This is a genomic window from Pseudomonas sp. RA_35y_Pfl2_P32, assembly GCF_963970735.1.
Lineage (GTDB): Bacteria > Pseudomonadota > Gammaproteobacteria > Pseudomonadales > Pseudomonadaceae > Aquipseudomonas.
Genome location: NZ_CAXAQF010000020.1, coordinates 93,597 through 111,087, shown reverse-complemented (window position 1 = coordinate 111,087; position 17,491 = coordinate 93,597). Strand labels below are relative to the sequence as shown.

The 17,491-nt window shown below is 60.4% G+C and carries 14 protein-coding genes; 3 read left to right on the top strand and 11 right to left on the bottom strand.

Going from position 1 to position 17,491, the window contains the following annotated elements:
• Window positions 1-123 precede the first annotated feature (123 nt).
• The 3 genes from gltP to AACY45_RS20465 form a co-directional block, all read right to left on the bottom strand.
• The gene (gene gltP / locus AACY45_RS20475; protein WP_339547146.1) at window positions 124-1,455 is read right to left on the bottom strand and encodes a glutamate/aspartate:proton symporter GltP; all 1,332 of its coding nucleotides are present in this window, start codon (window positions 1,453-1,455) and stop codon (window positions 124-126) included.
• 785 nt (window positions 1,456-2,240) lie between these two features.
• Entirely contained in the window at window positions 2,241-2,405 is a 165-nt protein-coding gene (locus AACY45_RS20470; protein WP_339547145.1) for a DUF1328 domain-containing protein, read from the bottom strand.
• A gap of 72 nt (window positions 2,406-2,477) precedes the next feature.
• The gene (locus AACY45_RS20465; RefSeq protein ID WP_339547144.1) at window positions 2,478-2,765 is read right to left on the bottom strand and encodes a hypothetical protein; all 288 of its coding nucleotides are present in this window, start codon (window positions 2,763-2,765) and stop codon (window positions 2,478-2,480) included.
• 446 nt (window positions 2,766-3,211) lie between these two features.
• Here AACY45_RS20465 and algB point away from each other — a divergent pair, with 446 nt between their 5' ends.
• Together algB and AACY45_RS20455 are read left to right on the top strand one after the other, a co-directional pair.
• Entirely contained in the window at window positions 3,212-4,558 is a 1,347-nt protein-coding gene (gene algB, locus AACY45_RS20460; RefSeq protein WP_339547143.1) for a sigma-54-dependent response regulator transcription factor AlgB, read from the top strand.
• 10 nt (window positions 4,559-4,568) lie between these two features.
• Window positions 4,569-6,359: an ATP-binding protein gene (locus tag AACY45_RS20455; RefSeq protein WP_339547142.1), complete on the top strand. Its 1,791-nt coding sequence runs from the start codon at window positions 4,569-4,571 to the stop codon at window positions 6,357-6,359.
• 7 nt (window positions 6,360-6,366) lie between these two features.
• Here the strand turns inward: AACY45_RS20455 and AACY45_RS20450 are convergent, their stop codons facing one another.
• The 7 genes from AACY45_RS20450 to AACY45_RS20420 form a co-directional block, all read right to left on the bottom strand.
• The gene (locus tag AACY45_RS20450) at window positions 6,367-7,983 is read right to left on the bottom strand and encodes an EAL domain-containing protein (RefSeq protein WP_339547141.1); all 1,617 of its coding nucleotides are present in this window, start codon (window positions 7,981-7,983) and stop codon (window positions 6,367-6,369) included.
• A 73-nt stretch (window positions 7,984-8,056) separates the two neighbouring features.
• On the bottom strand, window positions 8,057-8,836 hold the full coding sequence (locus tag AACY45_RS20445; RefSeq protein ID WP_339547140.1) for an N-acetylmuramoyl-L-alanine amidase: 780 nt from the start codon (window positions 8,834-8,836) through the stop codon (window positions 8,057-8,059).
• Window positions 8,837-8,938: 102 nt separating this feature from the next.
• Window positions 8,939-10,867 (bottom strand): diguanylate cyclase, encoded by a 1,929-nt coding sequence (locus AACY45_RS20440; RefSeq protein ID WP_339547139.1) that lies wholly within the window; start codon window positions 10,865-10,867, stop codon window positions 8,939-8,941.
• Window positions 10,864-11,742 (bottom strand): endonuclease/exonuclease/phosphatase family protein, encoded by an 879-nt coding sequence (locus AACY45_RS20435; RefSeq protein WP_166588959.1) that lies wholly within the window; start codon window positions 11,740-11,742, stop codon window positions 10,864-10,866. Before AACY45_RS20435 ends, AACY45_RS20440 begins: the two co-directional genes overlap by 4 nt.
• A 12-nt stretch (window positions 11,743-11,754) precedes the next feature.
• Window positions 11,755-12,384: a thiol:disulfide interchange protein DsbA/DsbL gene (locus AACY45_RS20430; protein WP_339547138.1), complete on the bottom strand. Its 630-nt coding sequence runs from the start codon at window positions 12,382-12,384 to the stop codon at window positions 11,755-11,757.
• Between the two features lie 200 nt (window positions 12,385-12,584).
• Window positions 12,585-13,196: a c-type cytochrome gene (locus AACY45_RS20425; protein ID WP_339547137.1), complete on the bottom strand. Its 612-nt coding sequence runs from the start codon at window positions 13,194-13,196 to the stop codon at window positions 12,585-12,587.
• Window positions 13,197-13,242: 46 nt separating this feature from the next.
• Window positions 13,243-13,533 carry a c-type cytochrome gene (locus tag AACY45_RS20420; RefSeq protein WP_339547136.1) on the bottom strand — a complete coding sequence of 97 codons (291 nt, stop codon included), beginning with the start codon at window positions 13,531-13,533 and terminating at the stop codon, window positions 13,243-13,245.
• Window positions 13,534-13,724: 191 nt separating this feature from the next.
• Here AACY45_RS20420 and yihA point away from each other — a divergent pair, with 191 nt between their 5' ends.
• Complete coding sequence (yihA, locus tag AACY45_RS20415) at window positions 13,725-14,366, top strand: ribosome biogenesis GTP-binding protein YihA/YsxC (RefSeq protein ID WP_339547135.1); 642 nt, start codon at window positions 13,725-13,727, stop codon at window positions 14,364-14,366.
• A gap of 299 nt (window positions 14,367-14,665) precedes the next feature.
• On the opposite strand, the gene polA is transcribed toward yihA, so the two are convergent.
• Complete coding sequence (gene polA, locus AACY45_RS20410) at window positions 14,666-17,479, bottom strand: DNA polymerase I (protein WP_339547134.1); 2,814 nt, start codon at window positions 17,477-17,479, stop codon at window positions 14,666-14,668.
• Window positions 17,480-17,491 lie beyond the last annotated feature (12 nt).

Here is a 17,491-nt window from a genome sequence, read left to right as displayed (position 1 = left end):
TTTCTCCGGGGTTTGTCTGGGATCACGTCGGGGCAAGGCTTGCCTGCGATGAGAACGCCGCGGCGCATCAGCTACACCGCATTATCGTTCATCGCGGGCAAGCCCACTCCCACAGGTTTGGGGTCAGTTCTTGGAAACCTCGCCAACCGGCAGCTTGTCCTTGCTGCGCCAGTGCGGCAGGGAGTTCCAGTAGCGCTGGCCCTTGGCATCGTCGTACATGCCTTCCCAACGCGCGATGACCAGTACGGCCAGGGCGTTGCCGATCACGTTCAGTGCGGTACGAGCCATGTCCATGATGCGGTCGACACCGGCGATGAACGCCAGACCTTCCAACGGAATACCGACGCTGCCCAGGGTGGCCAGCAGGACCACGAAGGACACGCCCGGCACGCCGGCGATACCTTTGGAGGTAACCATCAGGGTCAGGACCAGCAGCAGCTGCTGGCTGATCGACAGGTCGATACCGTACAGCTGGGCAATGAAGATCGCCGCGATGCTCTGGTACAGGGTCGAACCGTCGAGGTTGAACGAGTAGCCGGTGGGTACCACGAAGCTGCAAACGGCTTTCGGCGCACCGTAGGCTTCCATCTTCTCGATCACGCGCGGCAGCACGGTTTCCGAGCTCGCGGTGGAGTAGGCCAGCACCAGCTCATCCTTGAAGATGCGCATCAGCTTGATCACCGAGAAGCCGAACAGGCGAGCGATGATGCCCAGCACCACAAAGGCGAAGAAGGCGATGGCGAAGTAAACCAGGATCACCAGTTTGGCCAGCGGCAGCAGGGAGGCGAAGCCGAAGTTGGCCACGGTCACCGCGATCAGGGCAAACACACCGATCGGCGCGTAGTTCATGATCATGTGAGTGACCTTGAACATGCTTTCCGATACGCCCTGGAACATCTTCACCAGCGGTTCACGCAGGTCCGACTGCAGGCTCGACAAGCCGAGACCGAACAGCACCGAGAAGAAGATGATCGGCAGCATCTCGCCACGCGCCATGGCGGCAAAGATGTTCGATGGAATCAGGTTGAGGATGGTCTCGATGAACGCATGTTCATGCTGAACCTCGGCCGCCGTCGCCTGGTACTTGGAAATATCCACAGTGCCCAGGGTGCTCATGTCGATGCCGGAGCCCGGGTGGAACAGGTTGGCCAGCACCAGGCCCACGAGAATGGCGATGGTGGTGACGATTTCGAAGTAGATGATGGTCTTCAGACCAATGCGCCCGAGTTTCTTCGCGTCACCCACGCCAGCAATGCCGACGATCAGCGAGGAGATCACGATCGGGATCACGATCATCTTGATCAGACGGATAAAGATATCGCCCGCTGGTTGCAGGACGTTACTGATCCACCAGGCTTTTTCAGCACTGAAGTGGTTGAGCAGTGCGCCGATTGCTATACCCAGGACCAGACCGATGAGGATCTGCCAGGCGAGGCTAAGCTTTGCCTTCTTCATATCATTACCCTTACTTGCGTTTGACTCGAGCAGATGCACGAACTGGAACGCCCATTAGCGCAAAAGCCTGTGCACCTGCCCCCGTATAAGGTTACCCGGAGCGCGTATTTCGGCTCTGTGGCAGGCGAAAAAAGGCGCAACTATTCCGATGCAGCGGGGCGACGTCTAATGCCGTAAACGCCTACCCTATGCCGAATCGGCATGAGTTTTTTTTAATAAAACGACCGTCCCAACCGGTTCAAAAACGACATTTCGGCAGGCAAAAGTGCCGTGAACCGGCCATCGTAGAGCAGACTGGTTGTTAATCGATCAGTCAATAATTTACAAAAAGATGAGATTTTCCCTACGCGCCGCGAAGAAAAATGATCAGAAAATAATCGCAAATTTCTCGATATACGGTCGCCAGGAAACACCGGAAAATGGTTTCTCAGAAAGGAATGCTGACCATGACCCGAGCAGAATAGCTCGAGCGCTCTGGCTCAGTGTTTTGCCCACGTAAGCGCGCCGCCCAATCGCCCAGTCGAGATTGACTGGCGAACGGGCGACGCTGCTTTGCCTGACCCGGCCCTCACGCAGGCACTCCCTGCACCCGTAGGTCACTCCGATCCTGCAACAATCAGAACGTCCCGGCCCCTTGGTCATACGCCCACCTTCCTCGGGTGGGCGTAAAGGAAAGAGACGTTATCCGGCTCTTTCGGTTTTCATTTCCTTTGCTCATCCAGCGAGCCCTGGCTTTGCCACCCGGCGGCGGAGTGGCGCCAGTGCCTTCACGCAACGGCTCAGTGTCAGCCTCGACCACGACGGCCAAGGAAGAAGGAAACAACAAACATCACCAGGAACACGACAAAGAGAATCTTGGCGATACCTGTGGCGGTGCCCGCGATACCACCGAAGCCCAGTACGGCAGCGACAATGGCAATGATCAAGAATGTGATTGCCCAGCTCAACATGATGAATCTCCTTACGCTTCGATTAGAGGTGCTGCTGTTCCCGGTGCATGGAGCCGGCACCAGGTCTGTTGCCTAGAACACCCAGCGCTCCTGACGTGGCATGTCGTACTCGCGCTGTGCCTGGTCGACATCCATCATGCGCATGGGGGCCGCATCAGCCGTCTGGCTGCTGACGGCGCTGAAATGGGTCTGGGTGACGTGTTGAGTCGGCGTAATCGCGGCATCGGGCTGCTGGCTGTGCTGCCAGAGCATGAATTGCTGGCCGCCGATCAAGGTGATCACCAGTGCAAGGACGGTGAACAGCCCTTGCTGGACATACAGTGGCGAAAGACGCAATTGGGCGGCACGTTGGCGATTCATCCTGAAACTCCTCCCACACTGGTGGTCATTATTGGGTAAAGGGCGAATCGGCTTGAACGCCCTGGGCTAATCAGTACATTGCAGCCTGCATGCCATCTTCATGAACTGTAATAAAGTAAATAAAATCAATATGTTACAGACATACAAAAAACCCAACTGAACGCATCCTGCACGATGGGGCAAGCGTGGGTCGTGCGTTCTGCACGATTGATTTGCAGCCGATCGAAAATTTTTGGAATGTATGAGGTGCCGCGGATGTCAGAAAAGGAGACAGGCGCGCGGCCGGAGCCCGACTTTTCGCTAAAAATCGATAGATTTCATAGGCTTAGTGGCATGAAGAGAGAATAACTACCCGGCCCTGACCAGAAGCGACCAGAATCAACCATGCAACTTGCCCGATTTCGCCGGGACTAACTACGATCATTCATTTAAGGAGCGCAGGAAAAATGGAATCTGCCAACGAGCACCAAGGCCGCATTCTGCTGGTGGACGATGAGTCCGCCATCCTGCGCACCTTCCGCTACTGCCTTGAAGACGAAGGCTACAGCGTCGCCACCGCCAACAGCGCTGCCCAGGCCGATGTCCTGTTGCAACGCCAGGTCTTCGACCTGTGTTTCCTCGACTTGCGCCTGGGAGAAGATAACGGGCTCGACGTGCTGGCACAGATGCGCATCCAGGCACCCTGGATGCGCGTGGTCATCGTTACCGCGCACTCGGCCGTGGACACGGCCGTCGACGCCATTCAAGCCGGCGCTGCCGACTACCTGGTAAAACCTTGCAGCCCGGACCAACTGCGCCTGGCCACGGCCAAACAGCTTGAGGTTCGGCAACTCTCAGCCCGCCTTGAAGCCCTTGAAGGTGAAATACGCAAACCCAGCGACGGCCTGGACTCCCACAGCCCGGCCATGAAAGTGGTACTTGAAACCGCCCGCCAGGTCGCTGGCACCGACGCCAACATTCTGATTCTCGGCGAATCCGGCACCGGTAAAGGTGAGCTGGCGCGAGCCATTCATGGCTGGAGCAAGCGCGCAAAAAAATCCTGCGTGACCATCAACTGCCCGTCACTGACCGCCGAGCTGATGGAAAGCGAGCTGTTCGGCCACAGCCGGGGAGCATTTACCGGCGCCAGTGAAAGCACCCTCGGCCGGGTCAACCAGGCGGACGGCGGCACGCTGTTTCTCGACGAGATCGGCGACTTTCCCCTGACTTTGCAGCCAAAACTGCTGCGTTTCATTCAGGACAAGGAATATGAGCGGGTCGGCGACCCGGTTACCCGGCGCGCTGATGTACGAATCCTCGCGGCCACCAACCTCAACCTGGAAGACATGGTCCGCGACGGGCGTTTCCGTGAAGACCTGCTCTACCGCCTGAACGTCATTACCCTGCACCTGCCACCGCTGCGTGAGCGCGCCGAGGACATCCTGACCCTGGCTGATCGCTTCCTGGCCCGGTTCGTCAAAGAATACGCGCGCCCGGCACGCGGCTTCAGCGACGAGGCACGCGAAGCACTGCTGGACTACCGCTGGCCCGGCAACATCCGCGAACTGCGTAACGTCGTGGAGCGGGCGAGCATCATCTGCCCGCAGGAACGGGTCGAGATCAGTCACCTGGGCATGGCCGAACAGCCCACCAACAACGCCCCGCGCATCGGCGCGGCCTTGAGCCTGGATGAGCTGGAAAAAGCCCACATTGGTGCCGTACTTGCCAGCGCCGGGACCCTCGATCAAGCAGCCAAGACCCTGGGTATCGACGCCTCGACCCTGTACCGCAAACGCAAACAGTACAACCTGTGAGCGCCACCTTATGAAACTGGCGATGAAGTTGCGCACCCGTCTGTTTCTGAGTATCTCGGCCTTGATGACCGTGGCCCTGCTCGGGCTGGTACTCGGGCTGGTGAGCGTGATGCAGATGGCGAGCAACCAGGAGGTACTGATCCGCGACAACTTCATCACCCTGGACCTGGGCCTAAAACTGCGCCAGACCTTGGGCGATCAACTGATGATCATGCTCAACCAGGCCCCCGACCTGGAAGCACTGGAAAACTCCGAACGGCATTACTTCGAGTTGCTGGATCAAGGCATCACCCATGAAAACCGCCTGGACAACGGCCACCATGGCTTCCAGCAAGCCCGGGATGACTACCTGTCCTTCCTCAAAGCCTTCAGCAACTCCCAGACCCCTTCCGGCAGCCTGAGCGGCAACCAGGAACTGACCGACAAATTCAACGTCCTGCGCAATGGCTTGATCATCGAACACAAACAGGCGCTGGAGAACATCAACAACACCCAGCGCGAAGCCCGCGAACGCGCGTTGCTGGTGGCCGGCGCGCTGGGCCTCGTGGGGTTGGCGGTGCTGATCATCGGCTTTATCACCGCCCACGGCATCGCCCGCCGGTTCGGTGCGCCGATCGAAGCGCTGGCCAAGGCCGCCGACAACATCGGCCAGGGTAACTTCGACGTCACCTTGCCCCTGTCCCCCGCAGTGGAAATGAACCAACTGACTCGCCGCTTCGGCATCATGGCCGAAGCCTTGCGCGAGCATCAGGCCACCAACGTCGATGAGTTGCTGGCCGGCCAGCAGCGCCTGCAGGCGGTACTCGATAGCATCGATGACGGCTTGCTGATGATCGACCGCCAAGGCCAGCTGGAACACATGAACCCGGTAGCACAACGCCAACTTGGCTGGGACGACGACCGCCTCGGCCTGGCTCTGGGTGTCGCGCTGCAACGCCCGGAGCTCGACGAACAACTGCAGTTGGTGTTGCGCGGCGGTTCACTGGAGCACGCACCGGATGACCTGAGCATCGAGGTCGACGGCGAATCGCGCCTGCTGACCTTCAGCCTGACCCCAGTCAGCCATACCGAAGGTCATATCCTCGGGGCGGTGATGGTGTTGCACGACGTCACCGAGCAGCGGGCCTTCGAACAGGTGCGCAGCGAGTTCGTGCTACGCGCCTCCCATGAACTGCGCACACCGGTGACCGGCATGCACATGGCGTTCGGCCTGTTTCGCGAGCGCGCGCACTTTGCCGAGGCTTCCCGGGAAACCGACCTGCTCGACACCGTCAATGAAGAAATGCAGCGCCTGATGCAGCTGATCAACGACCTGCTGAATTTCTCGCGGTATCAGAACGGCCTGCAGAAGCTCACCCTGGCCCCCTGCAACATTGATGACTTGTTGCAGCAGGCCCAGGGACGCTTCCTTGGACGCGCCCATGAGCAAGGCATCGAATTACGGGTGGAAATCCAGCCCCCCCTGCCGCGCTTACAGGCCGATCAGCCCCAGCTAGAGCGGGTGCTGGACAACCTCATCGACAACGCCCTGCGTCATACCAGCGAGAAAGGCCAGATCCGCCTGCAAGCACGGCGCCATGGCGAACGGGTGATTGTCAGCGTCGAAGACAATGGCGAAGGCATCGCCTATGGCCAGCAAGGCCGGATCTTCGAACCCTTTGTCCAGGTCGGCCGCAAGAAGGGCGGTGCGGGGCTGGGCCTGGCCCTGTGCAAGGAGATCGTCCAGTTGCACGGCGGACGCATGGGCGTCTACTCAAGACCGGGACAGGGCACGCAGTTTTACCTGGCGTTGCCGCTCTAGCGAGCGTTCACGCCTCGTCATCGATCCGACGTGGCGCCAGGCGGCGACCGCGTGTCACCAGTTCGATCAATTGCATGGCGGTCAGGGCGTGGGCAAACAGCCAGCCCTGGCCATAGTTGACGCCTTCGCTGCTCAGGTACATGGCTTGGGCTTCGTGCTCGATGCCTTCGGCGATCACCTTGAGTTCCAGGGCATGGGCCATGCGGATGATATGGGGTGCCACGCCACTGCTGGCGGCGTCATGGCCCAGGGCATCAATAAAAGCCTTGTCGATTTTCAGGCAATCCACGGGCAGGGTTTGCAGATACGCCAAGCTGCAATAACCGGTGCCAAAGTCGTCGATCAACACTTGGTGCCCGGCGTCGCGCAGGGCTTGCAGGTTTTCCCGGGCGACCACCACATCGATCAAGCCGCGTTCGGTGACCTCAAAGGCGATTTGCCGGGCTGCCACCCGGTGCAACGCGAGCAAGCGGGACATGACCTCGCCGATCCTCGGCACCATCACATCACAAGCCGCCAGGTTGACGGAGATGTACAGCTGCGGGTTGGCGCGCAGCAGTTGGCCCAATTGTTCCAGCAGCCGCTGCAGGACGAAGTCGGTGATTTGCCGGATCTGTCCGCTGTCTTCGGCCATGGGAATGAACAGGTCGGGGCTAGTCAGGGTGCCGTCCGGCCGGCGCCAGCGCAACAAGGCCTCGGCGCCCACGCAATTACGGCTGCGCAGATCGAAGATCGGCTGATACAGCACCTGCAACTCACCGCGCTTGAGAGCACCCTGCAGCTCGCCGCCCATGGACTGGCGCTGGCGGGCCAACAGAAACACCAATGCACCAATGCTCAGTCCCAGCACCAGGCTCGCCGGTACCAGCCACCACCACAAGGTCGGCAGGTGCATGGCCGTGCGCGGAGAGATCAGCACCAGTTGATACTCCGGGTTGTTGGTCGGCATGCGATAGATCAGACGGTGCTGGGTAATCTGCAGCGGCTCATTGCTGAACGGCGACCACGGCTCCGACGGTGGCCAGGCTTGCGGCACCCCCAGGACCGGTATCGCCCGCGAGCCATGGTCGAGCACCACCAGTAGGCTGCTTCCGGGCGACAGGTCGACCATGTCGGTCAAATGCCCGCGCGAGGTCGCCACCCGAAAACTGCCACGCCCCAGCATCAACGCCGCGCGGTTTTCATTGGGTTCGGTGGAGGTGTTGAGCCAATAGCTGTAGGTCGGCCCCTTGATGTCGGGGGGACGGATGGCCGAGAGGGCTTCCTGGTGCGGACGGTTGGAACAGAATTGGGTCTGGTCGATGTAGGCCGCTTCATAGACGAAACGGTAGTTGAAACTGACCTGCTGCAGGGTGGTGAACATTTTCATGTCGCAGCCGCGCAATGGCTGGGCCTCAAGGTCGTCCAGGCCTTCGCGCAATTGCCCGAACAACTGCTCAAGACGCTCGAGAAAACGTTCGCCCTGGCTGTTCATCTGTTCGCTTTCACGCAGTTGCACCTGACGCAAGGCCACGCCCAGGCTGCCGGCCAGCAACAAAGAGACACTCAACGCAGCCGCCAGTATCGCCAAAGACCAAGGGCGATAGAACCAACTACGCAGGGTCTCTCGTGCGGCCGCCATCATCGAATATCCAAAGGATTACCAATGAGTTATAGCTACTGATTGAGATTTAGCGCTGACCGTCGGGCGGGCGTCATTATTTTGTCTGATTCAGTACCTGCAGGATCGCCGCACTCTGCGCATCCGGCGTACCGTCGAACAGCGTCGGGCGAAAGCGCATCTGGAAGGCCGCCAGGACGTGACGGGTGGCGACATCCAACTCGCCGGTGTGCGCAATGGTGTAGCCCAGGCGCGACAACTGCTCCTGGAACCAACCGATGCTCGGCAACTGGGCGGCGAACAACGCTTGCTGGCGCGCCACAGCCTGCTCATTAGGCCACAGCGCCACCCCGGCCTCAGCCAAGCGCTTCCACGGGAACAGCGGGCCCGGATCGAGCTTGCGCAGCGGTGCAATGTCACTATGGCCGATCACCTGCCGCGGACTGATGCCATTGCGCTTGCTGATGTCCTTGAGCAGGAAGATCAGCGATTGCACCTGAGCTTCGCTGTAGGGATACCAGACGCGTCCAGTCGGCGTATCGGTGAAGCCCGGGTTGACGACCTCGATGCCGATCGAGCTGGAGTTCAGCCAGGTACGCCCTTGCCATTCGCTTTCACCGGCATGCCAGGCCCGACGGTTTTCATCCACCAGTTTGTAGATGGTCGCATTCTTGTCATCGCCCACCAGGTAATGGCTGCTGACTTCCCCGCGGGTCAACAACGCCAATGAACGCTCCAGCGAAGCGGAGGTGTAATGCACCACCACGAACTGTATCCGGTTGTCTTGGTTGACCGAGGGATAATGGGTATTGATACGCGGACCGCTGGCGCAACCGGCCAGGACAAGGAGGGATACAAGCAGGGCGATGAATTTCATGACAGTGGCAGTACGCTGCAGACGATAATGCAACAGTGTAACGTACTGCCCGAAACCCAATCGGCAAAAGCCCGGCATTTAAACAAAATGGAACAAATGCCCTCAGCCCGCCTCGACCCGGTTGCGACCGGCATTTTTCGCCCGGTACAGTGCCTGATCGGCTCTTTTGAGTACCAGATCGCTGTGTTCCCCCGACTTGAACGCCGACACGCCGATAGACGCCGTGAGGGTCACCGGCTCACCCTTGAAGTGAAAGGGGCAGGCTTGGATGGCGGTGCGCAAACTCTCCAGCAACTTGACCCCCACCACCAACGCAGTAGCCGGCATCAACAGGACAAACTCTTCACCACCAAAACGAGCGATGAAATCCGTGCCGCGCAGGCGTTTGCGCAACACCGTGGCAATGATTTTCAGCACCTTGTCGCCGGCCAGGTGGCCGTAGTTATCGTTGATGTGCTTGAAATGGTCGAGGTCGAGCATCGCCAGCAACAAGGTATTGCCGTGTTGCTGCCACTGGCCGACTTCATGCTCCAGGCGCTCGCTCCAGGCCGCGCGATTGGGCAATCCGGTCAGCGGGTCGACCAGGGCTTTCTGGCGTTGTTCTTCCAGGTGCTCGCGATAACCCTGGGCTTCCTGCTCCATGCTGGCCACTCGCGCGGCCAGGCCCTGCAGGCGCGCCGCGACTTCCTGCTCGCGCTCGTCACGCTGCTTCTGGTGCTGATCCATGGTGCTGAGCAAGCCTTCAAGGTGGTTCTCCAGCACGTGCTTGAGCCCATCCAGGTCAGCGGCCTCCTGCATGCTGCTTTGCAAGCCGTCGACCTGCTCACGGATCTGCGTGTCCAGTTCCCGGGCCGCCGAGCGGTTGTCGGCATGGCCTGCGCTGGCGGCCTGCAGGTTGCTCTGGAATGACTCCAGGCGCTCGTTGAGCTGCTTGAGGTAGACCTCAAACTCGTGCTGGCCACTGTCGGTAATCGCCAGCATCAACACCGCCAGATCATCGAGAATCGGCAGAAGCTCGTACCAGTTCAGCCCGTTTTTCAGACGCTCGCGCATGGCTTCGGCTTGCGGTCGATGGCGCTCTGGCAATGACAGATCGTCCAGCAGCCCCAACAGCGTGCTTTCTATGTGCTTGGCCACCGAGCTATAGGACGGCTCGGGCGAATCCGGCAGCGCATAGAACAGTTCCGGTTCGCTCGGCTGCGGTTCCAGCTCGGCGAGGATGGCGGGCAGGGCAGGGGCCACGGGCAACGCTTGCGCTGGCGTCGGGGTCGCTTCGTCCTCCGGTTGCACATCAGCGGGAGCGCTGTCGGCAACCGGCTCCAGAATCGGATCGACGGCAGACTCCGGCAGCAGCGCCACGTCAGTCTCGACCTCAAGTTGGACCTGAGGGGCCATGGTCGCAGGGGCAATAGCCACCGGAGCGACTGATGACGGCACCTCAATCAACGGCTCCGGGGCCACTGGGGCAACGTGCGTCGCACCGACCGGCAGCATGTCCGGCTCCTGATCGCGACCACCAAACAAACGCTGCAACAACCCCGGGCGGTTCGGCTCGGCAGGGTTGTCGAGGAGGCTGAGCGCCTGGCCCTGCAGGCCACTGTACTCACCCAACAGCAGTGGTATCTCGCGAGCCTGGCCTACGCGCCCATCCAGTTGCTTGGCAAAGGTCTTGAGCGGTCGGCTGACCTCGCGCGGCAGGGGCAAGCGCTGCAGTTGCCGGACCAACTCGGACAACGCCGTGCCGATTTGATCGACCCGGGTCTCGCGCCGCTGCTCGGAGTCGAGCACGGCTTTTTCCAGGCGCGGCAGCAGGGCGGCCAGGCCTGCATCCATGTCGTCGGTGCGGATGACTTCGCGCATCTCCTTCATGCACTGGTCAACCGCGCGATCCGTGCCCTCGGCCGCCAGCGTGCTGCGCACCAGCCCGCGACGCAGCAAGTCGAGACGGGCATCCCAACGACGTTCGAGTTTTTCCTGTTGTTCGATGCTTTTGAGGTACTTCTCTTTCCAGCGGCTAGCTTCGTCGCTCATTCAGGGGTTCCGCGAGGGGCAGGACTCAACGCGGGCAATGCATCAGCCGTGAGCGAACCCGGCAGACGAATCTCTACCGCGACCGGCAGGTGATCGGAAATCGGTTGCGCCAGCACTTCGACCCGTTCGAGGGTCAGCGACGGGCTGAGCAGTATGTGGTCCAGGCAGCGTTGCGGGCGCCAACTGGGGAAGGTCGCCTCGACCTGGGGCGCGAGCAAGCCCAGATCACGCAGCGGCGAGCTTTGCAGCAGATCACTGGCGTGGGTATTCATGTCGCCCATGAGTACCTGGTGCTTATAGTCGCCGATCAGGTCGCGAATGTACGCCAGTTGCAGGGTCCGAACCCGGGCGCCCAGCGCCAGGTGCATCATCACCACCACCAGCGCCTCCGGCCCTTCGCCGAACCGCACGAGAATCGCACCGCGCCCCTTGGGCCCGGGCAATGGGTGATCTTCGATCACCCACGGACGCAGCCGGCTGAGCACGCCATTGCTGTGCTGGCCGAGCCGACCGAGGTTGCGGTTGAGTTGTTGGTACCAGTAGGGGAAAGCGCCGAGCTGGGCCAGGTGTTCGACCTGGTTGACATAGCCCGAACGCAAACTGCCGCCATCGGCTTCCTGCAACGCAACCAGGTCATAGTCGCCCAGCAGGTTGCCGATCTTCTGCAGATTGTCGGCACGCCCGGTGTGTGGCAGCAGGTGCTGCCAGCCTCGGGTCAGGTAATGCCGATAACGCTCGGTACTGATCCCGACCTGAATGTTGAAGCTGAGCAGGCGCAGACGGCTGTCTGCAGGCAAGCCCGAGGGCTCCAGATGGTGCTCGTTGACCTGCGGATCATGCCGGCCAACGATGCGTTCAGTACTCCAGCGGCGCATGGCGTGCGCCGCTTACTTAGCGGCGCGCTCCTTGGCAATCAACTGATCAGCCACGCTCAGGGCGCCTTCCGGGCCACCGGCGGTGCCGAGGTCAAAGCGATACTTGCCATTGACGACCATGGTCGGTACGCCGGAGATCTGATAGGCCTGGGCCTTTTTCTTGGCGTCCTCGACCTTGCCTTTGACGGCGAACGAGTTGAACGTGCTGAGGAACTTGTCCTTGTCGACGCCTTCGCCAGCCAGGAACTCGGCCATTTCTTCCGGGGTCGCGAGTTTCTTGCCGCCGTGGATTGCTTCGAACACAGCCTTGTGGACCTTGTGCTCCACACCCATGGCTTCCAGGGTGATGAACAGTTGGCCGTGGACGTTCCAGATACCACCGAACATGGCCGGGATGCGCACGAAGTTCACGTCGGCCGGCAGTTTCTCGGCCCAAGGGTTGATGGTCGGCTCGAACGCGTAGCAATGCGGGCAGCCGTACCAGAACAGTTCCACGACTTCGATCTTGCCAGGCACCGCCACCGGAACGGCGTTGCTCAGTTCAACATATTGTTTACCGGCTTCAAGCGGTTCAGCAGCCTGGGCGGTCATGCCGAACAGGCTGGCGGTGACGAGTGCGGCGCTGAGAATCAGATTACGCATGCTTTGCTCCTGGACACATTGGCTCGCCTCGCGCGACCTGCGGTCTGGCAGGTCATGGCGGGCATCAGTTTTCTAGTGTAACGGCAGCGGCCACAAAAAAGGGCGGCCTAGGCCACCCTTTTTATGCTTGCATCGACAGATTAATCGAGCGTTAACGTTGAGCGAGATGTACACCTCGCGCAACGCCCGATTCGTCGGTCTTAGTGCAGACCTTGAATGTAGCTGGACACCGCTGCGATATCTTCGTCGCTCAGCTTTTTGGAGATGCTCTGCATCGGCTTGGTGTCACCATCGTTGGCGCGGCCGCCTTCTTCCTTGCGGAAGTCGGTCAGTTGCTTGGCGATGTATTGAGCGTGCTGACCGCCCAGGTGCGGGAAGCCGGCTGCTGCGTTGCCTGTACCATTGGGCGAGTGGCAACCGGTGCAGGCTGGCAGGCCCTTGGCCAGATCGCCGCCGCGGAACAGTGCTTCACCGCGAGCCACGACTTTCGGATCCGCTGCGCCGACGCTGCCTTTCTGGCTGGCGAAGTAGGCAGAAATATCCGCCAGGTCCTGATCACTCAGGTTGGTCAGCAGGCCGGTCATTTCCAGAACGGTGCGCTTGCCCGACTTGATGTCGTGCAGTTGCTTGTTCAGGTAACGCTCACCCTGACCCGCCAGTTTTGGAAAATTTGGCGCCATGCTGTTGCCATCCGGGCCATGGCAAGCGCCACATACTGCGGCTTTCGCCTGACCAGCAGTCGCATCACCTGCAGCATGGGCAATGCCGGAGATCCCCACGGTCAACAGCAGACTCACGATCAATTTGTTCATCAGCTAATCCAACTACGGCTAAGGGTTAAAGAGTTATGGACCGGGATCACTCGCTCATCCACTGGATGATGGCCTGGTAATCCTCGGCACTGCAGTCCATGCACAAACCACGCGGCGGCATCGCCTTGAAACCCTGGGTCACGTGTTGCACCAGCGTCTCCATACCTTGCGCCAGTCTCGGCGTCCATGCCTGCTGGTCGCCCTTTCGAGGCGCCATTGGCAGTTGGCCGGAATGACAGGCTCCACAAACACGGTTGTACACAGCTTCCGGATCCTGTGTAGCCTGCGCGCTATAGAGCGGCATCAAGACACCGGCAGCTAGCAGCCATTTCGTCATAAAACGACCTTTTCAGGGTTGAGAGCGTGCTGCGTTCTAATGCGCAATCAAGGTCAATCGCTCTCGTGAACTTCATCCTACGCTGGGACAAAGCGCACACAAAATCTGCGGCATTATATACTGGCGTCACTGAAACGGAAACGACGCTGCTCTTTGCGACCATTCTCGGCACCGCCCACATCGGAAATCCCATGCAACTCAAGAACCCCATCCTCGGTCTGTGCCAACAGTCCACCTTCATGCTCAGCGCTGCCAAAGTCGATCAATGCCCCGACGACGAAGGCTTCGAAGTGGCGTTCGCCGGGCGGTCCAACGCCGGTAAATCCAGTGCGCTGAACACCCTGACCCACGCCAGCCTCGCGCGTACCTCGAAGACGCCAGGACGCACACAGCTGTTGAACTTCTTCAAGCTAGACGAAGAACGACGTCTGGTCGACCTTCCGGGCTACGGCTACGCAAAAGTACCGATCCCGCTGAAGCAGCACTGGCAGCGCCACCTGGAAGCCTACCTGGGCAGCCGTGAGAGCCTGAAGGGCCTGATCCTGATGATGGACATCCGTCATCCAATGACCGACTTCGACCTGCTGATGCTCGATTGGGCCGTGGCCAGCGGCATGCCAATGCACATCCTGCTAACCAAAGCCGACAAGCTGACCTTTGGCGCAGCCAAAAATACCCTGCTCAAGGTCCAGGCAGAAATCCGTAAAGGCTGGGGCGACGCCGTGACCATCCAACTGTTCTCGGCCCCTAAACGCCTGGGCCTGGAAGACGCCTACACGGTATTGGCGGACTGGATGGAGCTTGCGGACAAGGGCGCCGAGGCGGCCGAGTAAAAATCGCAGGCAAAAAAAACCCCGAATTTCATATGGGGAGGGAGAAATTCGGGGTTTAAGCTTCTGGACCGCTAGGGCGGGGTCCAGTTATCTGCCAACACTTAACACAACATAGGAGCATCGAAGGGCTTCACCACCCATTCAGTAACTCTGAGTGGTGTTTCACGGGTTTAGTTCCTGGCGACCACAAAATCGATTGGCAATAAACCCAAGAATTTTTCGACCTAAGCGCCTTTCACCCCGCAATCGCCGCGACACTATGCCGCGGCGCCCCCTGCAAAAAATCGCGAAAAAACGGCTCAGTGAGCCTCATCCCAGTTGTTGCCAACGCCGACTTCCACCAAAAGTGGCACCTCGAGGGTGGCCGCAGCGCTCATGTGCTGGCGAATTTCGTCGCGCACCTGATCGACCAGGTCTTCGCGAACTTCCAGCACCAGTTCATCGTGTACCTGCAGGATTACCCGGGCGTCGAGGCCAGAGTTCGCCAGCCAGTTATCCACAGCCACCATGGCCTTCTTGATGATGTCCGCCGCCGTGCCTTGCATCGGCGCGTTGATCGCGGTGCGTTCGGCACCGGCGCGCTCTTGCGGCTTGTTGGAGTTGATTTCCGGCAAGTACAGCCGGCGACCGAACAGGGTCTCGACATAGCCCTGTTCCGCCGCCTGGGCGCGGGTGCGATCCATGTATTCACGCACGCCCGGGTAACGCGCGAAATAGGTGTCGATATAGGCCTTGGCGGTCTTGGTGTCGACGCCGATGTCCTTGCCCAGCTTCTGCGCCCCCATGCCGTAGATCAGGCCAAAGTTGATGGCCTTGGCGCTGCGGCGCTGCTCGGTGGTGACGTCCGCCAGCTCGACCCGGAACACTTCCGCAGCCGTGGCGGTGTGCACATCCAGGTTACTGCGGAAGGCATTGAGCAGGCCTTCATCGCGGGACAGGTGGGCCATGATCCGCAGCTCGATCTGCGAATAGTCTGCCGCCAGCAGCTTGTAGCCGCTCGGCGCGATGAACGCCTGGCGGATGCGCCGGCCTTCGGCAGTGCGCACCGGAATGTTCTGCAAGTTCGGATCACTGGAGGACAGCCGCCCGGTAGAGGCCACCGCCTGGTGATAGGAGGTGTGAATGCGACCGGTGCGTGGGTTGATCTGCTCGGGCAGACGGTCGGTGTAGGTGCTTTTCAGTTTGCTCATGGAGCGGTACTGCATCAGTACCTTGGGCAGTTGGTAGTCCTCCTCCGCCAGCTTGGCCAGCACCTCTTCGGCGGTGGACGGTTGGCCCTTGGCAGTCTTCTTCAGCACCGGGTAGCCGAGCTTTTCATAAAGAATCACCCCAAGCTGCTTGGGTGAGCCGAGGTTGAACTCCTCGCCGGCAATCTCGAAGGCTTCACGCTCCAGCGCCACCAGCTTGTTGCCCAACTCGACGCTCTGTTCGCCGAGCAGCTTGTCATCCACCAGCGCGCCCTGGCGCTCGATCCGCGCCAACACGGGCACCAACGGCATCTCGATATCACTCAGGACACTGGCCAGGCTCGGGATGGCCGCCAGTTTTTCGTGCAGGGTCTGGTGCAGACGCAGGGTCACGTCGGCATCTTCGGCGGCATAAGGACCCGCCTGTTCCAGGGCAATTTGATCGAAGGTCAGTTGCTTGACGCCCTTGCCGGCGATGTCCTGGAAACTGACGGTGGTGTGGTCAAGGTACTTCTGCGCCAGGCTGTCCATGTCATGGCGGGTGGCCACGGAGTTGAGTACGTAGGACTCCAGCATGGTGTCGAAGGCAATCCCGCGCACGGTGATGCCGCATGCTTGATCGCCACCGATGGCGCAGTTGGCCAGGATATTCATGTCGAACTTGGCGTGCTGGCCGACCTTGAGCTTTGCAGGATCTTCGAGCAGCGGCTTGAGGGCGCGCAAGACCGTGTCGCGATCCAACTGTTCCGGCACGCCTATGTAGGAGTGAGTCAGCGGAATGTAGGCCGCTTCATTGGCCCGGACCGCAAACGACAGGCCGACCAGTTGCGCCTGCTGGGCATCGACCCCGGTGGTTTCGGTGTCGAAGGCGAACAGCGGCGCGTTGCGCAACTTCTCCAGCCACACGTCGAAACGCGCCTGATCGAGGATGGTTTCGTACTGCGCCTCAGCCCCCACAGGCTCTTCAACGGCTACGTCCGTCTCGACCGCACTCAGCAGATCGGTCGCGGGCTCGGGTTGGGCCGCGGTCGCCAGCTCGACGCGCTTGGCATCGCGCTGCAACTCGTCGGACCAACTCTTGAACTCAAGCAGGGCATACAGCTCGGCCAGCTTGTCGCGGTCCGGCTCACGCAGGTGCAGGTCGTCCAGGCCCACATCCAGCGGCACGTCGACCTTGATGGTCGCCAGTTGATAGGACAGGAACGCCATCTCCCGATGTTCTTCGAGTTTGGCCGGCAGCGTCTTGGCGCCACGAATCGGCAGGCTCGGGACACTATCGAGCTGCGCGTACAGCTCGGTCAGACCGCCGTTCACCCCAACCAACAGGCCGGATGCGGTCTTGGGTCCAATCCCCGGAACCCCGGGAATGTTGTCGGAGGAATCGCCCATCAGCGCCAGGTAGTCGATGATCTGCTCGGGAGCGACACCGAATTTCTCCTTCACGCCAGCCACGTCCATCGAACTACCGGTCATGGTATTGACCAAGGTAATGTGCCCATCAACCAACTGCGCCATGTCCTTGTCGCCGGTGGAAATCACCACCGGACGGTCAGCGGCCGCACTGCTGCGGGCCAACGTGCCGATCACATCGTCCGCCTCGACGCCTTCAACGCACAGCAGCGGGAAGCCGAGGGCGATCACGCTGGCGTGCAGCGGCTCGATCTGGACGCGCATGTCGTCAGGCATGCTCGGACGGTTGGCCTTGTATTCGGCGTACATGTCGTCGCGAAAGGTCCCACCCTTGGCATCGAACACGACAGCGAAAGGGCTGTCCGGGTACTGCTTGCGCAGACTCTTGAGCATGTTCAGCACGCCCTTGACCGCTCCGGTCGGCAGGCCTTTGGAAGTGGTCAAAGGTGGCAGCGCGTGAAAGGCGCGGTACAGGTATGAAGAACCGTCCACCAGGACGAGGGGGGCTTGGCTCATGAGCAGGATCAA